At 67.1% G+C, this 22,227-nt stretch carries 25 protein-coding genes and 1 pseudogene; 16 read left to right on the top strand and 10 right to left on the bottom strand.

Translation table 11 applies throughout. From position 1 onward, the window contains the following. The first annotated feature begins 93 nt into the window (after positions 1-93). The 3 genes from AC4ELH_RS15305 to AC4ELH_RS15315 are packed head-to-tail and all read left to right on the top strand — an operon-like array spanning position 94 to position 3,670. The gene (locus AC4ELH_RS15305) at positions 94-540 is read left to right on the top strand and encodes a MarR family winged helix-turn-helix transcriptional regulator (RefSeq protein ID WP_207549024.1); all 447 of its coding nucleotides are present in this window, start codon (positions 94-96) and stop codon (positions 538-540) included. After that, positions 537-2,153, top strand: coding sequence for a phospho-sugar mutase (locus AC4ELH_RS15310; protein WP_064879405.1), 1,617 nt, complete (start codon positions 537-539; stop codon positions 2,151-2,153). The genes AC4ELH_RS15305 and AC4ELH_RS15310 overlap by 4 nt, the downstream gene beginning before the upstream one ends. Before the next feature lie 11 nt (positions 2,154-2,164). Then, complete coding sequence (locus tag AC4ELH_RS15315; RefSeq protein ID WP_498885243.1) at positions 2,165-3,670, top strand: hypothetical protein; 1,506 nt, start codon at positions 2,165-2,167, stop codon at positions 3,668-3,670. Here the strand turns inward: AC4ELH_RS15315 and upp are convergent. Next, a complete protein-coding gene (gene upp, locus AC4ELH_RS15320) occupies positions 3,667-4,290 on the bottom strand; it encodes a uracil phosphoribosyltransferase (protein ID WP_498885245.1) in 624 nt (207 codons plus the stop codon). The genes AC4ELH_RS15315 and upp overlap by 4 nt on opposite strands. 158 nt (positions 4,291-4,448) lie before the next feature. Here upp and AC4ELH_RS15325 point away from each other — a divergent pair, with 158 nt between their 5' ends. From AC4ELH_RS15325 to AC4ELH_RS15350, 6 genes are all read left to right on the top strand, one after another. Next, a complete protein-coding gene (locus AC4ELH_RS15325) occupies positions 4,449-5,087 on the top strand; it encodes a sigma-70 family RNA polymerase sigma factor (RefSeq protein WP_463793338.1) in 639 nt (212 codons plus the stop codon). Positions 5,088-5,106: 19 nt separating this feature from the next. Continuing rightward, a complete protein-coding gene (locus AC4ELH_RS15330) occupies positions 5,107-5,844 on the top strand; it encodes an SDR family NAD(P)-dependent oxidoreductase (RefSeq protein WP_448448606.1) in 738 nt (245 codons plus the stop codon). 175 nt (positions 5,845-6,019) lie between these two features. Beyond that, positions 6,020-6,325, top strand: coding sequence for a hypothetical protein (locus tag AC4ELH_RS15335; RefSeq protein ID WP_498885247.1), 306 nt, complete (start codon positions 6,020-6,022; stop codon positions 6,323-6,325). Between the two features lie 3 nt (positions 6,326-6,328). Continuing rightward, positions 6,329-7,456 carry a C40 family peptidase gene (locus AC4ELH_RS15340; RefSeq protein ID WP_498885249.1) on the top strand — a complete coding sequence of 376 codons (1,128 nt, stop codon included), beginning with the start codon at positions 6,329-6,331 and terminating at the stop codon, positions 7,454-7,456. A gap of 72 nt (positions 7,457-7,528) precedes the next feature. Next, on the top strand, positions 7,529-8,797 hold the full coding sequence (satS, locus tag AC4ELH_RS15345; RefSeq protein ID WP_498885251.1) for a protein export chaperone SatS: 1,269 nt from the start codon (positions 7,529-7,531) through the stop codon (positions 8,795-8,797). Between the two features lie 43 nt (positions 8,798-8,840). Beyond that, positions 8,841-9,650: an alpha/beta fold hydrolase gene (locus AC4ELH_RS15350; RefSeq protein WP_498885253.1), complete on the top strand. Its 810-nt coding sequence runs from the start codon at positions 8,841-8,843 to the stop codon at positions 9,648-9,650. A 14-nt stretch (positions 9,651-9,664) separates the two neighbouring features. On the opposite strand, the gene AC4ELH_RS15355 is transcribed toward AC4ELH_RS15350, so the two are convergent. The 4 genes from AC4ELH_RS15355 to AC4ELH_RS15370 all read right to left on the bottom strand — a co-directional run bounded on the left by AC4ELH_RS15355 (position 9,665) and on the right by AC4ELH_RS15370 (position 13,014). Further along, positions 9,665-9,937, bottom strand: coding sequence for a hypothetical protein (locus AC4ELH_RS15355; RefSeq protein WP_055109588.1), 273 nt, complete (start codon positions 9,935-9,937; stop codon positions 9,665-9,667). A 127-nt stretch (positions 9,938-10,064) separates the two neighbouring features. After that, complete coding sequence (locus AC4ELH_RS15360; RefSeq protein WP_064879391.1) at positions 10,065-11,153, bottom strand: adenosine deaminase; 1,089 nt, start codon at positions 11,151-11,153, stop codon at positions 10,065-10,067. 111 nt (positions 11,154-11,264) lie between these two features. After that, the gene (locus AC4ELH_RS15365) at positions 11,265-12,566 is read right to left on the bottom strand and encodes a thymidine phosphorylase (protein WP_498885255.1); all 1,302 of its coding nucleotides are present in this window, start codon (positions 12,564-12,566) and stop codon (positions 11,265-11,267) included. A 49-nt stretch (positions 12,567-12,615) separates the two neighbouring features. Beyond that, a complete protein-coding gene (locus tag AC4ELH_RS15370; RefSeq protein WP_064879387.1) occupies positions 12,616-13,014 on the bottom strand; it encodes a cytidine deaminase in 399 nt (132 codons plus the stop codon). 214 nt (positions 13,015-13,228) lie between these two features. On the opposite strand from AC4ELH_RS15370, the gene sdhC reads away from it, so the two are divergent. From sdhC to AC4ELH_RS15390, 4 genes are read left to right on the top strand one after another with little or no spacing between them, the layout of a single operon-like run. Beyond that, positions 13,229-13,645, top strand: a complete 417-nt coding sequence (gene sdhC, locus AC4ELH_RS15375; RefSeq protein ID WP_082448777.1) for a succinate dehydrogenase, cytochrome b556 subunit — start codon at positions 13,229-13,231, stop codon at positions 13,643-13,645. 47 nt (positions 13,646-13,692) lie between these two features. Continuing rightward, positions 13,693-14,115, top strand: a complete 423-nt coding sequence (locus AC4ELH_RS15380; RefSeq protein WP_003882378.1) for a succinate dehydrogenase hydrophobic membrane anchor subunit — start codon at positions 13,693-13,695, stop codon at positions 14,113-14,115. Positions 14,116-14,118: 3 nt separating this feature from the next. Next, a complete protein-coding gene (sdhA, locus tag AC4ELH_RS15385) occupies positions 14,119-15,873 on the top strand; it encodes a succinate dehydrogenase flavoprotein subunit (RefSeq protein ID WP_055109597.1) in 1,755 nt (584 codons plus the stop codon). Between the two features lie 2 nt (positions 15,874-15,875). After that, positions 15,876-16,661, top strand: coding sequence for a succinate dehydrogenase iron-sulfur subunit (locus tag AC4ELH_RS15390; RefSeq protein WP_064879385.1), 786 nt, complete (start codon positions 15,876-15,878; stop codon positions 16,659-16,661). 70 nt (positions 16,662-16,731) lie between these two features. Here the strand turns inward: AC4ELH_RS15390 and AC4ELH_RS15395 are convergent. From AC4ELH_RS15395 to AC4ELH_RS15410, 4 genes and pseudogenes are all read right to left on the bottom strand, one after another. Next, a pseudogene (locus AC4ELH_RS15395) lies at positions 16,732-17,581 on the bottom strand (type IV toxin-antitoxin system AbiEi family antitoxin). Between the two features lie 123 nt (positions 17,582-17,704). Next, positions 17,705-18,130: a nuclear transport factor 2-like protein gene (locus AC4ELH_RS15400; protein WP_498885259.1), complete on the bottom strand. Its 426-nt coding sequence runs from the start codon at positions 18,128-18,130 to the stop codon at positions 17,705-17,707. Positions 18,131-18,158: 28 nt separating this feature from the next. Continuing rightward, positions 18,159-19,109, bottom strand: coding sequence for an SDR family oxidoreductase (locus AC4ELH_RS15405; RefSeq protein WP_498885261.1), 951 nt, complete (start codon positions 19,107-19,109; stop codon positions 18,159-18,161). Between the two features lie 29 nt (positions 19,110-19,138). Then, positions 19,139-19,759, bottom strand: coding sequence for an NADPH-dependent F420 reductase (locus tag AC4ELH_RS15410; protein WP_448448594.1), 621 nt, complete (start codon positions 19,757-19,759; stop codon positions 19,139-19,141). Between the two features lie 98 nt (positions 19,760-19,857). Here AC4ELH_RS15410 and AC4ELH_RS15415 point away from each other — a divergent pair, with 98 nt between their 5' ends. Further along, positions 19,858-20,325, top strand: coding sequence for a MarR family winged helix-turn-helix transcriptional regulator (locus tag AC4ELH_RS15415; protein WP_448448593.1), 468 nt, complete (start codon positions 19,858-19,860; stop codon positions 20,323-20,325). Between the two features lie 5 nt (positions 20,326-20,330). Here AC4ELH_RS15415 and AC4ELH_RS15420 read toward each other — a convergent pair whose 3' ends face one another. Continuing rightward, positions 20,331-20,927 (bottom strand): TetR/AcrR family transcriptional regulator, encoded by a 597-nt coding sequence (locus tag AC4ELH_RS15420; RefSeq protein ID WP_448448592.1) that lies wholly within the window; start codon positions 20,925-20,927, stop codon positions 20,331-20,333. A 126-nt stretch (positions 20,928-21,053) separates the two neighbouring features. Here AC4ELH_RS15420 and AC4ELH_RS15425 point away from each other — a divergent pair, with 126 nt between their 5' ends. After that, complete coding sequence (locus tag AC4ELH_RS15425) at positions 21,054-21,788, top strand: SDR family NAD(P)-dependent oxidoreductase (protein WP_448448591.1); 735 nt, start codon at positions 21,054-21,056, stop codon at positions 21,786-21,788. 9 nt (positions 21,789-21,797) lie between these two features. Next, the gene (locus AC4ELH_RS15430; RefSeq protein WP_448448590.1) at positions 21,798-22,220 is read left to right on the top strand and encodes a nuclear transport factor 2 family protein; all 423 of its coding nucleotides are present in this window, start codon (positions 21,798-21,800) and stop codon (positions 22,218-22,220) included. Positions 22,221-22,227 lie beyond the last annotated feature (7 nt).

Here is a 22,227-nt window from a genome sequence, read left to right on the forward strand (position 1 = left end):
CTACCGAGATAGTAAGGGATACCTTCGCAATATTCACGGTGTAATGGCATTCAAATGCTTCAATCGCGTCGAATACCAAGGTATAACCTTCTTATGGCGGCAACATCGGCGACTGAACTGCGCGAGTCGATGATGGCGGTGACCCGGCAGATGCGGCGGCACCGTCCGGATCACGGCCTGACGTTGAGCCAGCTGGAGCTGCTGGGCGAGGCGAGCCGCAGCGGAACCACCACCCCGGCCGAGATGGGCGCGCGGCTGCATGTGCGGGCCCAGTCACTGACCGACAGCATCAACGAACTGGTGCGCCGTGGGCTGATCGCGCGACGTCCCGACGAGAACGACCGCCGCCGTCAGCTCATCGAGATCACCGCTGCAGGAGCTGCGTTGCTGCAGGCCGACCGTGACGAACGCGATGCCTGGCTGCACGCCACGATGCGGGAGAACCTCACCGATCTGGAGTTCGATCTGCTGATGCTGGTGGCACCGGTCCTGCGCAAGCTGGCGTACTCCGACGCCGCTGCGGGCACACTTGGGTCATGACCACCATCGCGACCGCCGCCGCCGAATGGATCGCGCATGACCCCGACCCTCAAACCGCGGCCGAATTGTCCTCTTGCACTCCCGAAGAACTCGACCGCCGGTTCAGCAATCCGTTGACCTTCGGCACCGCCGGGCTGCGCGGACCGTTGCGGGGCGGGCCCGATGCCATGAACCTGGCCGTTGTCATCCGTACCACCTGGGCACTGGCCCAGGTCCTGAAGGACAGATGCCTGGGCGGGTCGCACGTGGTGGTGGGCCGCGATGCCCGGCACCGTTCCGACGAGTTCGCTCTGGCGGCCGCCGAAGTCCTTGCCGCCGAGGGTTTCCAGGTTGTCCTCATGATGGCCGCAGTCCCCACACCGATCGTCGCTTACACCGTTCGGCACCTGCCTGCCGTTGCCGGCATCCAGATCACCGCGTCGCACAATCCGCCGACGGACAACGGCTACAAAGTGTTTCTCGACGGTGGCATGCAGATCATCTCCCCTGCCGACCGTGAGATCGAGGCAGCGGTGGCTCGGGCGCCGTACGCAGATGAAATCCGCCGATCCCCCGTGGAAACCGGTGGGCGCCATCAGGTCTACGGATACCTGGAGCGGGCCGCCCGGGTCCGTCGCAGCACAGGTTCGGTGCGGGTGGCGCTGACGCCCCTGCACGGAGTCGGCGGCGAGTACGCGCTTGATGCCCTGGCCCTGGCCGGATTCGACGACGTGCACGTGGTCGAGGAACAGTTCGCGCCCGACCCGGACTTCCCCACGGTCAGCTTCCCCAATCCCGAGGAGCCGGGTGCGGTCGACGCGCTACTCGCCCTGGCTGACGACATCGACGCCGAGATCGCGATCGCCCTTGACCCCGATGCCGATCGGTGCGCCGTCGGGGTGCCGGGCCCAGACGGTTGGCGCATGCTCACCGGTGACGAAACCGGCTGGCTGCTCGGCGATTACATCTTGTCTCAGCTCGAGCCCGGCCCGGTGAGCGAAGCTGCCCTGGTCGCCAGCACCGTGGTGTCCTCGCGAATGCTGGCCGCCATCGCGGCGGCGCACGGTGCCCAGCACGCGGAAACCCTCACCGGATTCAAGTGGTTGGCCCGCGCCCAGTCACCCGGTAACACCCTGGTCTACGCCTACGAGGAGGCGATCGGGCATTGTGTCGACCCGGCCTCGGTACGCGACAAGGACGGGATCAGCGCGGCCATCCTGGCCGCTGATCTGACGGCCGCACTACGCGCTCAGGGGCGCACCATACTCGACGCCCTGGATGCGCTGGCCAAGGCGCACGGCGTGCACGTGACGGGCGCGGTCACGCGCCACGTCGACGACGCCGAAACGGCCATGGCCCGATTGCGCGAGGACTCGCCGACCGAACTGGCCGGGATCGCCGTCACCGTCGAAGATCTGCTGGAGCGGCGTGGACAACAACGCACCGATGCGCTGATCTTCACCGGTGAGGACGCAGGCACCTCGGTCCGCGTGGTGGTACGTCCATCGGGAACCGAGCCGAAACTCAAGTCCTACACCGAAGTTCGTTGTGCACCGACCGATGATCTGGATACCGCACGGGCCCACGCTCAGAAGCTGAGCCAGGACCTCGCCGACGCCGCTGCGCGCTGGTAGCCGGATACGTAATGCCGGACTGGACTTATCAACCGCTTCGCCCCATCGCGTCCGCTGTCCTCGGGGAACATCGTACCCAGCGCTGGGCGCTGCGGTTTCTGGCCGCGCTGGTCGAGGCGGGCGGGTATCGCTGGATCCCAAGGGTTTTCGATCACCCGCCGGTCCCGCCGGAGTGGTTAGGCCGCTTCGGGGCGGTGGTCCCGCCGTCGGTGGCGCGCGACGCCGTACTGGTGTTGCCGGTCCAGGGTGCCGGCATCATCGAGATCGCGCCCGTGACCGCCGCCGACGTCGAAACCGTACGTCGGGCCGCCACGGGTCGGCGCTGCCGTGTCGTCGCGCGGGTGGATTCGGCCGAGGTAGCCGAACTGATCGCCGCTGACGTCGACGACGTGGTCATCGGTGCAGGCGGTGAGCACCGCTACCTGTCGGATCCTGACGTCACGGCCGCCGTTGTGGCGCTGCAAGATCCGGACGTCATCGTGCTGGCCCGGCCGAGCGTACTGCTCGCGACCGGTCCGGGCTGGTTCAACCGCGTGATCGAGGCGGCCTCGCAGACATCGACGCCGCCGCCGGGCCTGGCCGATGCCGGGCTCAACCCGTTTCGCTGGCCGGGCTGGCTGTGGGGTGTGCTGGCCGGACTCGGCTTGATGGTGGCCGGTGTCGGTGCCGGCGCCATCACGCTCGGTCCGGTGTTGCTCAGCTATGACCGTTCCTATCTCGGCCTCGGGGTGGATGACCTGCGCCAGATCAACGACAACCTGGTGCATTTCATCCAACATGACCGGATCAGCATGGCGGGCAACATGATCGGTCTCGGCGCGCTGTACGCCGGATTGTCCTGGGGCGGCATCAGGCGCGGCTTGGCGTGGGCACGCACGGCCCTGCTCATCTCGGGCCTCGTCGCGTTCCTCACGCTGTTCTACTTCGTCGGGACAGGGTTCGTCGATCCCCTGCACACGCTGGTGGTGGTGACGCTGTTCCCGATGCTGCTGGCTGCGGTCTGGAACAAGCCCGACCCGCCCCGATGGCGATCGCTGCCGGACGGCCCGGAATCACAGCGCCGGCGCGCGTTGTGGGGCCAGTTGCTGTTCATCGGACTCGGCGCCGGGCTCGCCGTCGCCGGGGCGACCATCTCGTTCGTCGGGCTGACCGACGTGTTCGTCAGCACCGACCTGGGCTACCTGCACACCCACGGTGCGACGCTGCGGGCCGCCGAACCGCAACTGCTCGGCTTCATCGCCCACGACCGGGCCGGATTCGGTGGGGCTCTGATCGGTTCCGGGCTCGCGATCGCATTGATCGCGCTGTGGGGATTCCGCCGCGGCGAGCGCTGGGTGTGGTGGTCGTTGTTGATCGGGTTCGTGACGGGCACGTTGCCTGCGCTGGCCGTGCACTACGCGATCGGGTACACGACCTTCATCCATCTGCTGCCGGTGTATGTGCTCATGCTGGCCACCGCGGCGGCGCTGGTGTTGTCCCGGCCGTACCTGACCGCGACCGAGCCTGAGCGGCCTTAGCGCGGGCCGAACTGACGGTCCCCGGCGTCGCCGAGCCCCGGGACGATGTAGGCGATCTCGTTGAGGCCCTCGTCGATGGTCGCGGTGATCAACCGGATCTCGGGGGCGACCTTCTCCAGCGCGGCGATCCCCTGCGGAGCACACACCACACACACCGCGGTGATGTCGTCGGCGTTGAGCTCTTTGAGCAGGTTGAGGGTGTAGGCCATCGATCCGCCCGTCGCCAGCATCGGGTCGAGCACGAACACCGACCGCGTACTCAGGTCGTCGGGCAGCGACGCCAGGTAGGGCGTGGGCTGGTGCGTCGACTCGTCGCGCGCCATCCCGACGAACCCGACCTGTGCCTCCGGGATCAGCGCGTGCGCCTGGTCGACCATCCCGAGCCCCGCCCGCAGCACCGGCACCAACAGCGGCGGATTGGCCAACCGCGACCCGGTCGTATCGGTCACCGGGGTGCGCACCGCGACCTGCTCGCAGGGAGCGTCCCGGGTCGCCTCGTACACCAGCATCATCGTCAGATCGCGCAGCGCCGCACGGAACCCTGCGTTGTCGGTCCGCTCGTCCCGCAGGGTGGTCAGCCGCGCGGCGGCCAGGGGGTGGTCGACGACGCGCACATCCATGCGCTGACCTTAACGGTCGGCGCCGTCGGCGTGCATGTCTATCCGGTGTCCACCCCACGGACTACGAGGACCACGGATTCTCAAGGGTCCGCTACGAGCTTTCGCGAACCAGGCTGAGGACACATTCGTTCTTGTTCTCAAACGCTGGAGTTCTGATCATGACGAGAGTCGTAACCGCCCCGTCAGCCGATATCACGTCAGTGGCCGACTGTGACGCGCAACTGGCGGCCCGGTTCGTGCGCGACGCCATGCCATTTCACTCCGTCCTGCTGCGCACCGCGCGGCGCCTGACGCACAGCCAGGCCGACGCCGAGGACCTGGTCCAAGACACATTGATGAATGCCTACACCGGTTTCCACCGGTTCGAACCGGGCACCAATCTCCGTGCGTGGCTGTTCCGCATCCTGCACAACCGGTGGATCAGCACGCACCGCATGAAGCAACGTCGTCCCGACACGTTCGCCGTCCCCGAGTTCACCGACAGCGACATGTTCGGCAGCGCAACCCATTCCACGATCGTCCAGCGCTCCGCCGAGGACCTTGCGCTCGACCTGTTCTGCGACGACCGGATCCGTGATGCGTTGCAGGCACTGCCCGAGGGTTTCCGAACGGTGTTGTACTACGCCGACATCGAGGGCTGCACGTATGCCGAGGTCGCTGCCCGCATGGGAATCCCGCTGGGAACCGTCATGTCACGCATCGCGCGCAGCCGCGAACGCCTGCGGGCCGCGCTCGCCGATGTCGCAGACGACCGCTGGACCACCCACGAAGACGGCGGCACCCGAAATGTCGCGTGACGAACAACGAGAGGACACCATGGAATCCGGATCGACAGAACTCAACGGCTATCGCGCACTGGTCACCGGCGGCACCGCGGGCATCGGCCTGGCCTGTGCCGACCTGCTGGCCCGAGCCGGCGCGGCGGTGACCATCACCGGGCGAGATGAACAACGGGGACGCGACGCCGCGGCCACGCTCGGTGGGGACGTCCGGTTCGTCAGCGCCGACCTCGCCGACCTCGACTCGGTGCGATCTCTCGCACAGCAATGCGGCGAGCTCGACATCCTGGTCAACAACGCCGCGGCGTTCCCCGGAGCACTCACCGTCGAACAGGATGTCGCCTCCTTCGAGCGGACTTTCGACACCAACGTGCGGGGCACCTATTTCCTCGTCGCACAGCTGGTGGGCGGCATGCTCGAACGCGGCCGCGGCAGCATCGTCAACGTCACCTCGATGGTCGCGTCCAAGGGCGTGCCAGGTGCCTCGACCTACAGTGCTTCCAAGGCCGCCGTCGAATCGCTGACCCGCACCTGGGCCGCCGAATTCGGTTCCGGCGGAGTGCGAGTCAACAGTGTCGCGCCGGGGCCCACCCGCACCGAAGGCGTCGCGGCTCAATGGGGCGACACCAACGAGGAACTCGGCCGCGCCCTGCCCCTGGGACGCACGGCAACCCCGGAGGAGATCGCCCACGCGGTGCTGTTCCTGAGTTCGCCGCGGGCGGCATTCATCACCGGCTCGGTGTTGCATGCCGACGGCGGTGGTACTGCCATCTGAGCGGGCAAGCACCGGAACGGCGGGCCGGGCAGCCGGGCGTACGCCGATTTCCACACCAGGGCAGCCACCCCGGCGCACCAACAACCCTGGCGTGGGAAACGACGCGGGAGCACGACCACCCGAACGCGGCGCGAATCACGCGGAACCGATCAGCGGCGGCGGACGTCCTAACCACATGACCGCCGACCCCCTGCGCGCCGACCTGACGGGCATCCACGCCCTCGGCGGCGCCTTCGACGCACACGCCGCCGATCTCAGCGCGGTGGCGGCAACCCTGCGGTCGATGCCGTCACCGGCAGGCGCCCTCGGCCCGATCGGCGAACGATTCGTAGCCGCGTTCGCCGCATCCGTCAGCGCCCACGTCGACGCGGTGGCGGCGCTGAGTGCCCGGGCCGACGCGGGTGCCGTCAGCGCCGGGGCCACCGCCGCCGGCTACGACGCCGCTGGTCAGCGGGCGGCCGCACTGTTGCCGCGGGTATAGCCCGTGCCCGCGTCCGCCGCCGCGCTGGCCACGCCGCTGTATGCGCTGCGTGACCTGGTGGGCAGTGGCCCGCCGGAAACCGGGCCCACCGTGACGACGCTGGACGCGGCGCATTCCGCATTGTCGGATATCGCCGCGGCACTCGGCCGATCGTGGGAACGCGCCGCCGGCGACTGGTCGGGTACGGCGGCAACAGCGGCCGCCAACTTCGCCGCAGGTACCGCGGCGGAGGTGACCGAGCTGGCCGCGCAGGCTCAGGTACTGAGCGCTGCTGCCCGGCGTGCGGGCTCAGCCGTGGCGGAGGCGAGGTCGCGACTGCAGGCGATCATCGACCGCTTCGAGGATCGCGCCGCATTGTTGATCCCCCATCTCGACGAACCCGGTGTGGCTCAGGAGCTGCAGGCCGAGGCGCGGCGCGCGGTCGCTGAGGCGTCGGCCGTCGTCGACGAACTGCGCGCTGAACTGGACGGTCACGCCGGCGCGGTCACCGCCGGGATGCACGCGGGCTCGACGGGGCTCCCGGCCGGTGCCCCGACGTCGTCGGGATTCCCAGGGTCGGGATTCTCAGGGGCGGGATTCCCAGGCGCCGGGCCTACGGAGGCCGGGTTCTCCGGCGCGGGGTTCTCGGGAGGCACACCGCTGGGCAGCTGGGGTGGCGCCGCAGACCTACCGGCGGCATCGGGTGTCGATCGCTCCGAAGCGCCGGCCGGGCTCCGTGACCCGGGGATGTTCGGCGACGGCGTGGCGGTGCGGCTGCCCGACGGCAGTACCGCGGTAGCCCCCAATGCCGTGGCAGCCAGCGCCGTGCGACATGCGCTGACACAACTCGGGGTCCCCTACCGGTGGGGCGGCACGACACCGGGCGTCGGACTGGACTGCAGCGGGCTGACCCAATGGGCCTATCACGAAGCCGGGCTGGACATTCCGCGGCTGGCCCAGGAGCAGGACATCGGCAAGGCGGTCTCGGCGGGGACCCTGCGCCCGGGTGACCTGGCGGTATGGGACGGCCATGTCGCCATGATCGTCGGCGAGAACACGATGATCGAGGCGGGCGACCCGGTCAAACTCTCGCCCGTCCGAACGACGAATGCCGGGCAGGGCTTTCAGGGATTCTGGCGCCCCACGGTGTGATACCACCCGAACCGGTCCCCGAACGGGAGACAACCTGACTGGCGTCAGAGGCGTCCCATTAGGCTGTGCCGCATGGCTGCTGACATCGTGCCGATCAGGCTCGGGCTGACCAAGGGCGACCTCTACACACTGTGGGCTCCGCGTTGGCGGGATGCCGGTGACGAGTGGGAGGCCTTCCTCGGCGAGGGTGACGCCCTGTTCGCCTTCGAATCGGTCGCTGACCTCGCGGCTTTCGTCCGCACCAACACCGACAACGATCTGGCCGACCACCCGGCGTGGGAGAAGCTGACCGCAGCCAACGCCCACAAGCTGCAGCCGGCCGACGACCGTGAATACGACATCGTCGGGCTGCCGGACCTGGTCGCCGACAAGCCGACCGAAGAGTCCGTCGCGACCGTGCACCGCACGCTGGTGGTGGTGTCCTCGATCGGCTCGGTGTGTGAACTGGCGGCCATCAGCAAGTTCTTCAACGGCAACCCCGTGCTCGGCACCGTCGGTGGTGGGTTGGAAGGCTTCACCGGCCGCTCCGGGCGCAAGCGTTGGGCCGAGATCGAAGCCGTGATCGCGCGGGGCTGGGACGGTGTGCTCGACGCCATCGACGAGATCGTCACCGTTCCCGAGGACATCGACGAAGCCGCGGTCAAGAAGGCCGAGGTCGAACTCGAGGAAGACGCCCCTGAGGAGGATGAGGACGACCTCGCCGTCGACGCCGACACCGAAGATTCCGAGGGCGACGACGACGAGGACGCCGAACCCGCGCGCAGCGTTGCCGACACCGCTGTCCTGGGCGACGACGAGGACTTCTGGCACAAGGTCGGTATCGACCCGGTGCGCATCATGACCGGCTCGGGAACCGTCTACACCTTGCGCTGCTACCTCGACGACGATCCGGTCTTCCTCGGCCGCAACGGTCGCATCAGCGTGTTCAGCTCCGAGCGGGCCCTGGCTCGCTACCTGGCCGACGAGCACGACCACGACCTGTCCGACCTGGCCACCTATGACGACATCAGGACCGCCGCCACCGATGGCTCCCTGCGGGTCGAGGTCGCCGACGAGAACGTCTACGTCTTGTCGGGCATCTCCGACGACATCGCCGACGGACCCGACGCGGTCGACCACGACCAGCTGGAGTTGGCCGTCGAGCTGCTACGCGATGTCAGCGACTACTCCGAGGACAAGACCGTCGATGAGACGCTCGCCGAGACCAAGGCCCTCGGCAAGTTCGTGAGCTATGTGCTCGGCGACGAGGGCGCCCGCAAGCCCCACGCGCCGTACGCCCAGGCCGTCGAGCAGTGGGACGCGTTGGAGCGTTTTGTGGAGTCGCGCCTGCGGGCGGAGTAACCCGAGCCGATGAGTTCTGGCCGCGCCGGCGGTCAGATCACTCATGACCGCATCGGCCAGCCTTTCCACGCACACCGTCGAGGTTCCCGGCGCGCGCCTTCACTACGAGGTGCGCGGCGAGGGCCCGCTGTTGCTGATCCTCGGCGCGCCGATGGCCGCCGCCGAATTCGCGCCGCTGGCCCACGCGCTGGCCGGTGACCGCACCGTGGTGACCGCCGACCCGCGTGGCGTCGCCCACAGCTGCCTCGACGATCCGACCGAGAACTCCATCCCGGAGCGCCGGGCTGACGACGTCGCCGCGATCCTCGATGATCTCGGCGCCGACTCGGCTGACGTGTTCGGCTCGTCCGGCGGTGCGGTGACGGGCCTGTCACTGGTGGCCCGCCACCCCGACCGGGTGCGCATCCTCGTCGCGCACGAACCTCCCCTGCTGGAGTTGCTGCCCGATGCCGCCGCGCAACGCACCGCGACCGAGGACATCATCGCCACGTTCAACCGCGACGGGATGTTCGCGGGCTGGGGCAAGTTCATGGCCAACGCCGGCTTCGACGTACCGCCCGGGGCACCGGAGATGCCCGCGCCGAGCGATCAGGAACTGCGCGACACGGACCACTTCTTCAACCACGAACTCCGGGGCACCACCCGCTACCTGCCCGATGTCGCCGCGCTGAAGAACGGACGGGTCGTGCTGGGACTCGGTGAGGAGTCCGGGCGCCTGTTGACGAAGCGGACCACCATGGCACTGGCCGACCTGCTGGGCGTGCGTCCGGTGAAATTCCCCGGCGACCATGGTGGATTCATGGCTGCGCCAAGGGCTTTCGCCGACGTACTCCGTGGGGTGTTGCGCGGCTGAGGTGTCGGGCGATCTCAGCAGGGGTCGCCGGGAGGGGTGAAGTAGGGCACGCCTTCGACGGTGTAGCACGGGACTTCGCCCGGTACGTAGGGGACATGTGCGGCCGCGATGGCCGCGCCGGTCGCGACATCGCCGGCGATGTTGGTGCAGCCTCCGGCGGCGAAATGGCGTCCGTCTGCTCCGGCGCAGACGTCGGCGCCGGCGGTCGGTACCGCGACAACCGGAAGGAACACCGCCGCCGTTGCCAGCACTGCGCCGGACAACACCGTGGTGAGGGGTCGGGCCATGGGGTCTCCTTGTTGATCCGGGCACGATCTTGCGTCGGGCCTGCTGGATTGTCGCAGCCGTAAAGGCTGTCGTTACAGCGTTTCCAGTGGAAATTTTCGGTGGGGAGAATTTGCCCGACGCGGTGACTCAGCCGACCAGGACCGCGTACCGGGGTTTGATGACTTCGTCGATGATGGCGAGCCGCTCATCGAAGGGAATGAAGGCCGACTTCATCGCATTGATGGTGAACCGCTCCAGGTCGCTCCAGCCGTAGCCGAAGGCCTCGACCAGGCGCAGCATCTCCTGGCTCATGGTGGTGTCGCTCATCAGCCGGTTGTCGGTATTGACGGTGACGCGGAACCGCAGCCGTGCCAGCCGATCGAACGGATGCTCGGCGATGCTGGGCGCCGCCCCGGTCTGTACGTTGCTGCTGGGGCACATCTCCAGCGGAATTCGCTTGTCCCGCAGGATGGATGCGAGCCGGCCCAGATGCTGGGTACCGTCGTCGAACTCGGTGATGTCATCGACGATGCGCACCCCGTGGCCCAGCCGGTCAGCCCCGCAGAATGCGATGGCCTCGTGGATGGACGGCAAGCCGAACGCCTCACCGGCATGAATTGTGAAGCGCGCGTTGTTGCCTCGCATGTATTCGAACGCGTCGAGGTGCCGGGTGGGCGGGTACCCTGCCTCCGCTCCGGCGATGTCGAAGCCGACAACGCCCTTGTCGCGGAAGCGGATTGCCAGTTCGGCGATCTCCCGGGAGCGAGCAGCGTGACGCATCGCGGTGACCAGGCAGCGCACGGTGATGGTGCGCCCCTCGGCCGCGGCCGCCTTCTCGCCGTCGGCGAAGCCGGCCAGCACGGCGTCGACCACCTCGTCGAGAGACAGGCCGCGGTCGATGTGCAGTTCGGGGGCAAACCGGATCTCGGCGTAGACGACGTTGTCGGCGGCGAGGTCCTCGACGCACTCGTAGGCGACGCGGTGCAACGCCTCCGGAGTCTGCATGACCCCGACGGTGTGGGCGAACGGCTCCAGGTAGCGCACCAACGAGCCGCTGTGCGCGGCGGTGCGGAAGAACGTGGCCAGCTCGTCGACCTCGGTGGCCGGCAGGTCGTCATAGCCGAGCTGGTCGGCCAGGTCGAGCACCGTGGCCGGCCTCAGGCCGCCGTCGAGGTGGTCGTGCAGCAGGGCCTTGGGAGCGTGCTGGATCTTGTCCAGACTCAGCGGCGTACTCATGCCCCCATCATGCGCGTCAGCGGCGCCGCCGCGCCGCCGAAACCGGGCCGTGGCGGGTGACGATCAGACCAATAGCGGCCTATTCGTGAGTGTCTGCCGATTGGCGCCGCGTCAGCCGATCCGGTCGATGATCAGGGGTCGCTGCATGGGCGCGGTGTCTCCGACCGCCCAGGCGCCGTCGAGCTCAGCAAGTGCACCGGGCAGCCGCTCGGGAGTTTCGGTGTACAAGGTGAACAGCGCCTCGCCTGCGGCGACCGGCTCCCCCGGCTTGCGGTGGATCCGCACGCCGGCGCCGAACTGCACCGGTTCGCCCGGCTGGGCCCGGCCGGCGCCCAACCGCCATGCCGCCAGCGCCACCCCCATCGCGTCGAGATCGCCCATGATGCCGCCGTGCGGGGCCGTCACGGTCTCCGTGGCCGTCCCGATCGGTAGCGGGCGGGTCAGATCCCCGCCCTGGGCCGCCACCAGCGCACGGAAGCAATCCATCGCACTGCCGTCCCGCAGGGTCTCGGCCGGATCGGAGTCACCGATACCGGCCGCATCGAGCATCTCGGTCGCGAGCGCCAGCGTCAGCGCGACCACATCGGACGGCCCGCCGCCGGCCAGGACCTCCAGCGATTCGCCGACCTCCACGGAGTTGCCGACGGTCCGGCCCAGCGGGCAGTTCATGTCGGTGAGAAGGGCCCGGGTCGGCACCCCGTTGGCATTGCCGAGGTCGACCATGGTGGCGGCCAGCGCCCGCGCCTCGGCCTCGACCTTCATGAACGCCCCGCGCCCCACCTTGACGTCGAGCACCAGCGACCGCGCCCCTTCGGCCAGCTTCTTGCTCATGATGGAACTCGCGATCAGTGGCAGTGAGTCGACCGTCGAGGTGATGTCGCGCAATGCGTAGATCTTGCGATCGGCCGGCGCCAGCTCGCCTGCGGCGAACACCGCCGCACCGATGTCCCGAAGTTGTTGCCGGATCCGGTCTTTCGACAGCTCGGCGGTGAATCCCTGAATCGACTCGAGCTTGTCGAGCGTGCCGCCGGTATGCCCGAGCCCGCGCCCGGAGGCCTGCGGCACGGCTGCGCCACAGGCCATCACCACCGGCAGCAGCGGAATGGTGATCTTGTCCCCCACCCCGCCCGTGGAGTGCTTGTCCACCAGGGCCAGTGGGAGGCTCGGCGCGGCCGCACGGCGGAGATCAGAGAAATCGAACGTTTCCCCGGAATCGACCATGGCCGCCGTCCACCGGGCGATCTCGGCCGGCGCCATCCCCTTCAGGAAAATCGCCATCAGTAGCGCCGACATCTGTTCGTCGGCGACCCGGCCGTGGGTGTAGCCGTCGATCACCCAATCGATCGCGGCGTCGGACAGCACACCGCCGTCACGTTTGGTCCGGATGACGGTGGGGGCGTCGAGATGCGACATGGCCGTCAACCTACTCGCCAGTAACCCGGAGTTGTTGGACCACTTGGCCTTACCTGCGCTCCAGGTCGTCGGGCCCGAACGCGTCGGGCAGTAGCTCCCGCAGCGGCCGCGGGCCCTGAGAATGGTCGATGAGCAACTCGGGGCCGCCGTGCTCGAGCAGTACCTGCCGACAACGTCCACAGGGCATCAACGCGCCCCCGTCGGGGCCCACACACGCCAGTGCGACGAGCCTTCCGCCGCCTCCGGAATGCAGGGCGCAGGCCACAGCACACTCGGCACAGAGACCTAGGCCATATGAGACATTCTCCACATTGCATCCGGTCACGACGCGGCCGTCGTCGACGAGCGCAGCGGCTCCCACCGGGAATCCCGAATAGGGCGCGTAGGCGTGGGATGAAGCCTCGATTGCCTTGTAACGCAACAGGTTCCAGTCGACATCGACCGTCATGCGACCACTCCCGGCAAAGGTTCTGAATGCATTCCGAAACCCCAATTCCCGACCCGCACAGTAAGATAGGTAAGCCTAACTTTCTCGCTTTTTTGCGGTAGAACGGCTCAACCGTAATTCCTTCGCCAGCACAAATGGGTTTAGAGTCGCCCCGAGGTTTGGGGCTAATTCACAGGCAGGTCCCGAACGTCCACCGAAGACGTTGGAGGGCGAGATGAGTACTCAGACGGAGGTGCCGGCTCCGCAACCCAGGAAAACCCGTCGGCGCACCCTGTACAAGGGTGACCCGGGAATGTGGTCCTGGGTATTACACCGTATTACCGGTGCCACGATTTTCTTCTTCCTGTTTGTACATGTCCTTGATACCGCGCTGGTCCGGGTGAGCCCGCAGGCCTACAACGAGGTCATCGAGACGTACAAGACGCCCATCGTCGGCCTGATGGAGATGGGCCTGGTCGCCGCAGTGCTCTTCCACGCACTGAACGGCATCCGCGTCATCCTCATCGACTTCTGGCAGCAGGGTCCCCGCTACCAGCGGCAGATGCTCGCGGTCGCCGTCGGCGTCTTTGCCGTGGTCCTCATCGCAGCACTAGGAGTTCTCGGTATGCACATGGCGGAGCGGTTCCTGTGAGCGCGCCAGGAGCGGGCGAGTCGCGGTTGGGCCGTCCGGCGCCGGTGATGGAACGCGAGCACGACCGGCCGGCCGCGCTGGACCACCCGCGCGCACCCCGTCGCCCCCGCGGCATCCCCTACTTCGAGAAGTACGCCTGGCTGTTCATGCGGTTCTCCGGCCTGGCGCTGGTGTTCCTCGCGCTCGGCCACCTGTTCATCATGCTGATGTGGCAGGACGGCGTGTACCGCATCGACTTCAACTACGTCGCACAGCGCTGGGCCTCCCCGTTCTGGCAGATCTGGGACATGGCCCTGCTGTGGCTCGCGATGATCCACGGGGCCAACGGCCTGCGCACCATCATCGGCGACTATGCCCGTAAGAACGTCACGAAGTTCTACCTGAATTCGCTGCTGCTGCTGGCGACAGGGTTCACGTTGGTTCTGGGTACCTACGTCCTGGTCACCTTCGACCCGAATATTGGGGGTTAACCAATGATTCAGGAACACCGCTACGACGTCGTCATCGTCGGCGCCGGCGGCGCCGGAATGCGCGCTGCCGTCGAGGCCGGCCCGCGCGTCCGTACCGCAGTGCTCACCAAGCTGTACCCGACCCGGTCCCACACCGGCGCGGCCCAGGGCGGCATGTGCGCCGCGTTGGCCAACGTCGAAGAGGACAACTGGGAATGGCACACCTTCGACACCGTCAAGGGCGGCGATTACCTCGCTGACCAGGACGCCGTCGAGATCATGGCCAAGGAGGCCATCGACGCGGTGCTGGACCTCGAGAAGATGGGCATGCCGTTCAACCGGACGCCCGAGGGCCGCATCGACCAGCGCCGGTTCGGCGGGCACACCCGCGATCACGGCAAGGCCCCGGTGCGCCGGGCCTGTTACGCCGCCGACCGCACCGGCCACATGATCCTGCAGACGCTGTACCAAAACTGCGTCAAGCACGACGTGGAGTTCTTCAACGAGTTCTACGCACTGGACATCGCGCTGACCGACACCCCGACGGGCCCGGTGGCCACCGGCGTCATCGCGTATGAGCTCGCAACTGGAGATATTCATATCTTCCACGCCAAGGCGGTCGTCTTCGCCACCGGCGGTTCGGGCCGGATGTACAAGACCACCTCCAACGCCCACACCCTGACCGGTGACGGCCTGGGCATCATCTTCCGCAAGGGACTTCCCTTGGAAGACATGGAATTTCACCAGTTCCACCCGACCGGCCTGGCCGGCCTGGGCATCCTGATCTCCGAGGCCGTGCGCGGCGAGGGTGGCCGGTTGCTCAACGGCGAGGGCGAGCGGTTCATGGAGCGCTACGCGCCGACGATCGTCGACCTTGCGCCGCGTGACATCGTCGCCCGTTCGATGGTGCTCGAGGTGCTCGAAGGCCGAGGCGCCGGACCGAACAAGGACTACGTCTACATCGACGTGCGCCACCTCGGCGAGGAAGTGCTGGAAGCCAAGCTGCCGGACATCACCGAGTTCGCCCGCACCTACCTGGGTGTGGACCCGGTGACCGAACTGGTGCCGGTGTACCCGACCTGCCACTACGTCATGGGCGGTATCCCGACCACGATCCACGGCCAGGTGCTGCGCGACAACACCAACGTCATCCCGGGCCTGTACGCCGCCGGTGAATGTGCGTGCGTGTCGGTGCACGGCGCCAACCGCCTTGGCACCAACTCGCTGCTGGACATCAACGTGTTCGGCCGTCGCGCCGGGATCGCCGCCGCCGAGTACGCCGCCAACCACAACCACGTCGACCTGCCGGAGAACCCGGCGGACATGGTGGTCGGCTGGGTCGGCGACATCCTCTCCGAGCATGGCAACGAGCGCGTCGCCGACATCCGCACTGCCCTGCAGCAGTCGATGGACAACAACGCCGCGGTGTTCCGCACCGAGGAGACGCTCAAGCAGGCGCTGACCGACATCCATGCACTCAAGGAGCGGTACAGCCGAATCACCGTGCACGACAAGGGCAAGCGCTACAACAGCGACCTGCTCGAGGCGATCGAGCTGGGCTTCCTGCTGGAGCTGGCCGAGGTCACCGTGGTCGGTGCGCTAAACCGCAAGGAATCCCGCGGCGGGCACGCGCGTGAGGATTACCCCGACCGCGACGACACCAACTACATGCGCCACACCATGGCCTACAAGGAGGGCAGCGAGCTGCTGTCCGACATCCGGCTGGACTACAAGCCCGTGGTCCAGACCCGGTACGAGCCGATGGAAAGGAAGTACTGACCGTGAGTGCACCTGTCATCGACAAGCCCGAAGCCGGCGATCCGCCGCTGCCCCCGGTCCCCGAGGGCGCGGTCATGGTCACCCTCAAGATCGCCCGGTTCAACCCCGAGGACCCCGACGCCGCAGGCTGGCAGAGCTTCCGGGTTCCGTGCCTGCCCTCGGACCGGCTGCTCAACCTGCTGCTGTACGTAAAGGGCTACCTGGACGGCACGCTGACCTTCCGACGCTCCTGCGCCCACGGTGTGTGCGGCTCGGATGCCATGCGGATCAACGGTGTGAACCGGCTGGCCTGCAAGGTGCTCATGCGTGACCTGCTGCCCAAGAAGGCGAGCAAGCAGCTCACCATCACCATCGAGCCGATCCGCGGCCTGCCCGTGGAGAAGGACCTCGTGGTGGACATGGAGCCGTTCTTCGACGCCTACCGCGCCGTGAAGCCGTACCTGATCACCAGTGGTAACCCGCCCACCAAGGAGCGCATCCAGAGCGCCACCGACCGGGCCCGCTACGACGACACCACCAAGTGCATCCTGTGTGCGTGCTGCACCACCAGCTGCCCGGTGTACTGGAGCGAAGGGTCGTACTTCGGCCCGGCCGCGATCGTCAACGCGCACCGGTTCATCTTCGATTCGCGTGACGAGGCGGCCGCCGAGCGGCTGGACATCCTCAACGAGGTCGACGGTGTGTGGCGCTGCCGCACCACGTTCAACTGCACCGAGGCCTGCCCTCGTGGCATCCAGGTGACCCAGGCGATCCAGGAGGTCAAGCGCGCTCTGATGTTCGCGCGCTAGGTTTCTCTTTTCCCGAGTCTGAGCTTGTGTACGAGATTTCGCGAGAATCTCGAACACAAGCTCAGTTTCGTCAGTAGGGAGCGCCGGCCGCCTGCAACGCGTGGCGGGTGCGGTCGATGACGATGCACTGTCGGTCCTTGAGTAGGTCAGCACCCACCCGGACCAGCCGCCAGCCAAGTTCGCGATACTGCGCGTCCTGGGTCGATGTCCCTGCTGCGCTGTCTCGGATCGGTCCAGTGCTGGATCCCGTCGTACTGAACCCCGACCTTCCACCTCGGCCAGCCCATGTCGATACGGCCGATGAAGGTGTATTCATCGAAGACGTTGATCTGGGTGTGCGACGGACGCATGCCTGCCTCCGTGTACAGCAGACGCAGCCGGGTCTCCTGTGGCGATTCCGCACCGTCATCGGCGAGGTCGAGTACCTCGCGGAGCTGAACGAGACCGCGCATCCCCTTATGCCGCAACACAAGCGGGTGCACTTCCGAGATCTTCAGGGAAGTGGCCTGTAGCAGCGCATCCACACGAATCACAGCTGTCGTGAGTCCACGCCGACGGCCGAGGTCGAAGGCCGTTCTGTGGGGAGTTGTGGTCTTGATGCCGCGCACCAGGCAGATCTCATCGTCGGCGAGAGCATCACTGTGCAACACGATGCCAGCGGTCTTGTGCTGGCTGGGTTGGTTGAGTTCGGCGGGGTGTTTGGCGTCGGTCCATTCCGAACGGTGCAGCGCAGCGGCTGACAGGCCTGTCACCGTCGCGCGCCGGCCAGACCAGAGCCAGGCCGCCACTGCCTTGTCTTCAGGAGTGAGGTTGGTGCCCCGCGGGACGTAAACGCCCCTGTACACCACCTCATACCGGGTGCGCAGCTGGTACCGGTTGAGCTTGCCGGACGCCAGCGCCTCGGAACCCAGAAACGGCATGTAGTTACGACGCCGAGGGCTGATCGCCGGTTCCCCGCGCGCCGAACCTGAGCTTGGGTTCGAGAATTCAGCGAAAACTCGCACACAAGCTCAGACTCGCCTGTCACCGAACCGCGTTCGGCGCTACTCCCCGATCGTGCGTAACTCCCAGGGCTGCATGCCGATAACCTCCGCCAGGTTCCGTTGCAGCGCAACTCCGGCCGGCAGCGTGCGGTAGAAGATGTTGACCTCGGCGATCTTGCCGTCCGCGTCGAGCAGGACGAGAAATACCCCGTTGACTGCGGCGTCTCCGACTTGTAGCCGGAAGTGTGCGGCGTGGTGGGTGTCGCCGCTGAGCACCTCCATGTAGGTGTCATCGGACGCGAGTCCGTTGACGGCCTTGATGGTTTCCACGGCGACCACGCGGCCGATGATCGGCTCATCGCTGAACGGGCCGTAGAGCACTATGTCCTCGGCGAGCAGACTGCTGAGGGTGTCAGCGTCTACGCCGCCGTTGATGCAGTCGACGAAGGACTCCAAGGTGTCGCGGTCCGGGGCGAACATGGTCATGGTTTTTCCTTGGTGGACCGAGTTGCGGCTAGGCCGTCAGCCGGTCAGCGAAGTAGTGTCCGTTGCCCAAATCGGCGAGCAGCCTGGGCTGGACGGGCTCCCAGCCCAGGGCCTGACGGGTGATGAGGTTGGATGCCGGCAGGTTCATCGTGACCAGATTCGTGAACATGCCGAAGTATCCCGGCAGCATCAGTTCGTCTACCGGCACACTCACGGTGGGCAGGCCCAGACGGCTGCCGATGGCCTCGGCGATGTCGCGGAACGCGATTCCCTCGTCCTCGACCGCGTGCCAGTACCTGCCGGCCGGACCCTTCTCCAGCGCCAACCGGAACAGGTTGGCGATATCGCTGATGTGCACCGCATTCCACAGATTCGCGCCATCGCCGGGGTAAGCAGCGAAACCCTTCGCCTTCGCAAGTGCGATCAGCCCGGGGAGGAACCCGGCAGTGTCGGTCGTGTCGTGCGCGATGGTGGGAAACCGCACGATCGACGACCGCACTCCCCGCTCGGCGAGTCCGATTACGGCGAGTTCCACGGCGTTACGGAATCGCAGGGTGCCCGAGTACTCCTGCCCGGCGGGCAGGGCCGGGTCCTCCTCGGTGGCCGGGCGCCCCAGCTTCCCGAATGACGACGAGGCAATACTGCCCGCCGCGACCAACGGCTTTCCGGTTCCCGCGAGTGCCTCCCCGTAGGCGTGGATGACCGGGACCTCCGCGGCGGTCACCGCGTCGATCCCGCCGGCGGGCAGCAGATCTTGCCGGTGCGCGACGTGGATGACGCCGTCGGAGTCCGCGGCCGCCTCCTTGAGCCCGTCGAGGTCCTCGAGGCTGCCGCGACGCACCTTCGCGCCGAGTGCGGACACGGCCGCCGCAGCCGTGTCGGATCGAGCCAGCCCGGTGACCTCGTGCCCGGCCGCGATGAGCTCGGGAATGATGTGCGTACCGGAATGACCGGTCCCGCCAGTGACGAAAACACGCATGTGACTGTCCTTTTCAGGGTAGCGGCAGATCAGTTGAGGGCGTTGACGCCGAGGAAGAAGTTGGTGTGCCCGACGGAGTGGTTGACGAGGCTTATCTCCAGCAGGCCCGCGCTCTCCAGGGCCCGCGCCATCAGCAGCGGCCCGGCGTCCAGCGGACGCAGCCCCAGGCTCTCGATGAACGCCGACACGCGCGCCTTGGCCTGCGCGTCGTCGCCGGCGATGAAGACGTCCACCGGGCGGCCGTCGGACAGAACGTTGGAGAACAGGGTGTTGAACGCTTTGACGACGTGCGCGCCGGCGGGGACAGCCTTGGCGATCTCCTGCGCGCCGGAACTGCCGTCGGGGGTGACGAAGCCCGTCATGTCGGCCGCGACAGGGTTGGTGATGTCGACGATGACCTTGCCGCGCAGGGCATCCGCGTACTCGCTGACCACCGCCGCCGCGCTGGCATACGGCACAGCGAGGACGACGATGTCCCCCGTCGGGCCATTGCCGGCCATCCCTACTGTGGCGCCGTCGAGTTCGGCAGCCAATTCCTTCGCTTTCACCGGGTCGCGGCCGATGATCTCGACGGCGTTGCCGCCGGCGAGCGCCCGGTCCGCGAAGGCGCGGGCCATGTTTCCCAGGCCGATGATGCTGATGCTGCTCATGAGGTGTCCCATCGTGATTGACGATCAAAAAGGTTGACGTGTCAACATTAAGCCGGATTTTGATGATGCGTCAACCAATCGCGGTAACATCAAGGCCCATGGAGCCGAACTGGCTGAACCCTCGCGAAGACCGCGCCTGGCGAGCGTTCATACACGCCCATCAACAGATCGAAGCCCACCTGAGCCGACGCCTACAGGAATCGGGACTGTCCGGAGCCGACTACGAGGTCCTCGCGGCACTCTCGGCCCTCGACGGAGACCGCATGCCCGCACACGCCCTCTGCAATGCCCTGAACTGGGAGAAGAGCCGCCTCTCCCACCAGTTGCGGCGTATGCAGAAGGACGGCCTGATCAACCGCGAACCCAACCCCGACGACGCCCGCAGCACCATGGTCTGCCTGCTGCCGGCCGGCCGCGCCACCATCGAGCAGGCTGCACCCGGCCACGTGCAGGATGTCCGCCGCAACTTCATCGACCTGTTCACCCCAACCGAGCTCGACATGCTCGCCGACCTCAACGAACGAATCCTGCAGCACCTGACCGAGGACGACGACCCGCCCCGCTGAGGCGGCTAGTTCTCGCCCACGCCGGACGTTGGCGCTGCCGCCGGGATGGCCTTGTCGATCAGAACGGCTGCGATAGCGGCTGCGGTGGCGAAGGTTTCGGTATTGAGGACCCGGTTGCGGGCCGACGCGCCATCCAGGAGCAGCGCCAGCTGTTCGCCGAGCTGTTCGGGGTTGGTGACACCGGCCTCGCGGGCGGTTTCGACGAGCCGCGCGGCAAAGGCCAACTTATAGTCGCGGGCGTGGAGGCGTGCCGGGTGGCCCGGGTCGTTGATTTCGACAGCCGCCGCGATGAACGGGCACAGGGGCGCGTGGATATCGAAGACGGCCAGTAGCCGTTCGCGGGGGGTGAGGTCGGTGCGGTCGAACACCTCGGGCAGGACGTCGGGATCGAAACGGCGTAGATGTTCGGCGATCAGCTCGTCCTTGCTGGTGAAGTGCTGGTAGAAGGTGCGCTTGGACACCTGGGCCACCGCGCAGAGCTCGTCCATGCCGGTGCTGTTGATGCCTTGATCGCGGAACAGTTGTCGTGACGCGCCGAGGATGCGCTCTCGTGCGCCCCTGCCGCGGCGCAGGCCTCGCGGCCCCTTCTCCAGCTCCGTCATATGCCCAGCGTAGCCCAATCGGGTACCGATCGGTGTGCATAGCTTGCGCTCGACATCGCCTTCCATTACGTTAAGCACTCAGATCGGTGTACCTAACATCGGCAGTCTCGGAGAGATGGAGCGATCGTGGGAAAACTTGATGGCAAGGTCGCGGTGATCACCGGCGCGACGAGTGGGATGGCACTGGCCGGTGCCAAGTTGTTCGCCGACGAGGGAGCCCACGTCTTCATCTCGGGGCGGCGGAAGGATGCACTGGACGAAGCCGTCGAACAGATCGGGCGGAATGCGACTGGCGTACAGGGTGATTCCGCCGACCTCGACGATATGGACCACTTGTTCGACACGGTCAAGCGGGAGAAGGGCGCGATCGACGTGTTGTGGGCGAGCGCCGGGGTGGGCAAGCAGAGCAGGCTCGGTGACATCACCGAGGAGGACTTTCACGACGCTTTCTGGCTGAACGCGCGCGGCACCCTGTTCACGGTCCAGAAGGCGCTGCCGCTGTTCAACGATGGCGGCTCGATCTTCATGACCGGGTCGAACGCATCGCTGCGGGGCTACCCAAATTGGAGTGTCTACGCGGGAAGCAAGGCCGTGCTGCCCGCCTACGCACGGGTGTGGGTGTCGGAGTTGAGGGACCGGAAGATCCGGGTGAACGTGCTGACCCCCGGCCAGGTCGCCTCGCCGATGTTGGCGGAGGTGATGGACGAGGAGATGAAGGCGCAGTTCGAGTCCGTGATCCCACGGCGAGAGATGGGCGACCCAACAGAGATCGCTTCGGCCGCATTGTTCCTCGCCTCCGACGACTCGAGCTATGTCAACGGCATGGAACTGGTGGTCGACGGCGGCACGACGGTGATCTGAGGAGCGACCATGACCACATTCGCCGCACACCGCGACACCGTGGAGGCGTTCGTCGACTGCATGCACGGCGGCGCCGACAAAGACGCTCTTTCCGCGATTCTCGCCGAGGACGTGGTGCTGTACGGCCCGCTCGGCGATGAGCCGGTCACCGGCCGCGAGGCAGTGCTGGAAGCCATCCAGACCGTCAGCGCGGTGGCCGCCGACCTCACCTACAAGGAAGTCCTCAGCGGAACGACACACCACGCCGCGCACTTCCGGCTCCAGGTCGACGACGCGATGGTCGACGGTATGGACTGCTTCCGGCTCGACGCCGACGGCAGGATCGCCGAGGTGACGATATGGTGGCGCCCGCTGCCTGCCGGCGTCCAGATGCAGGGGCACCTTGCCCGTCTCCTCGGCGTCAAGCCGTGGGAACTCCTCACCCCACTCTGACCGCCGG

The organism is Mycobacterium shunyiense (genome assembly GCF_058270075.1).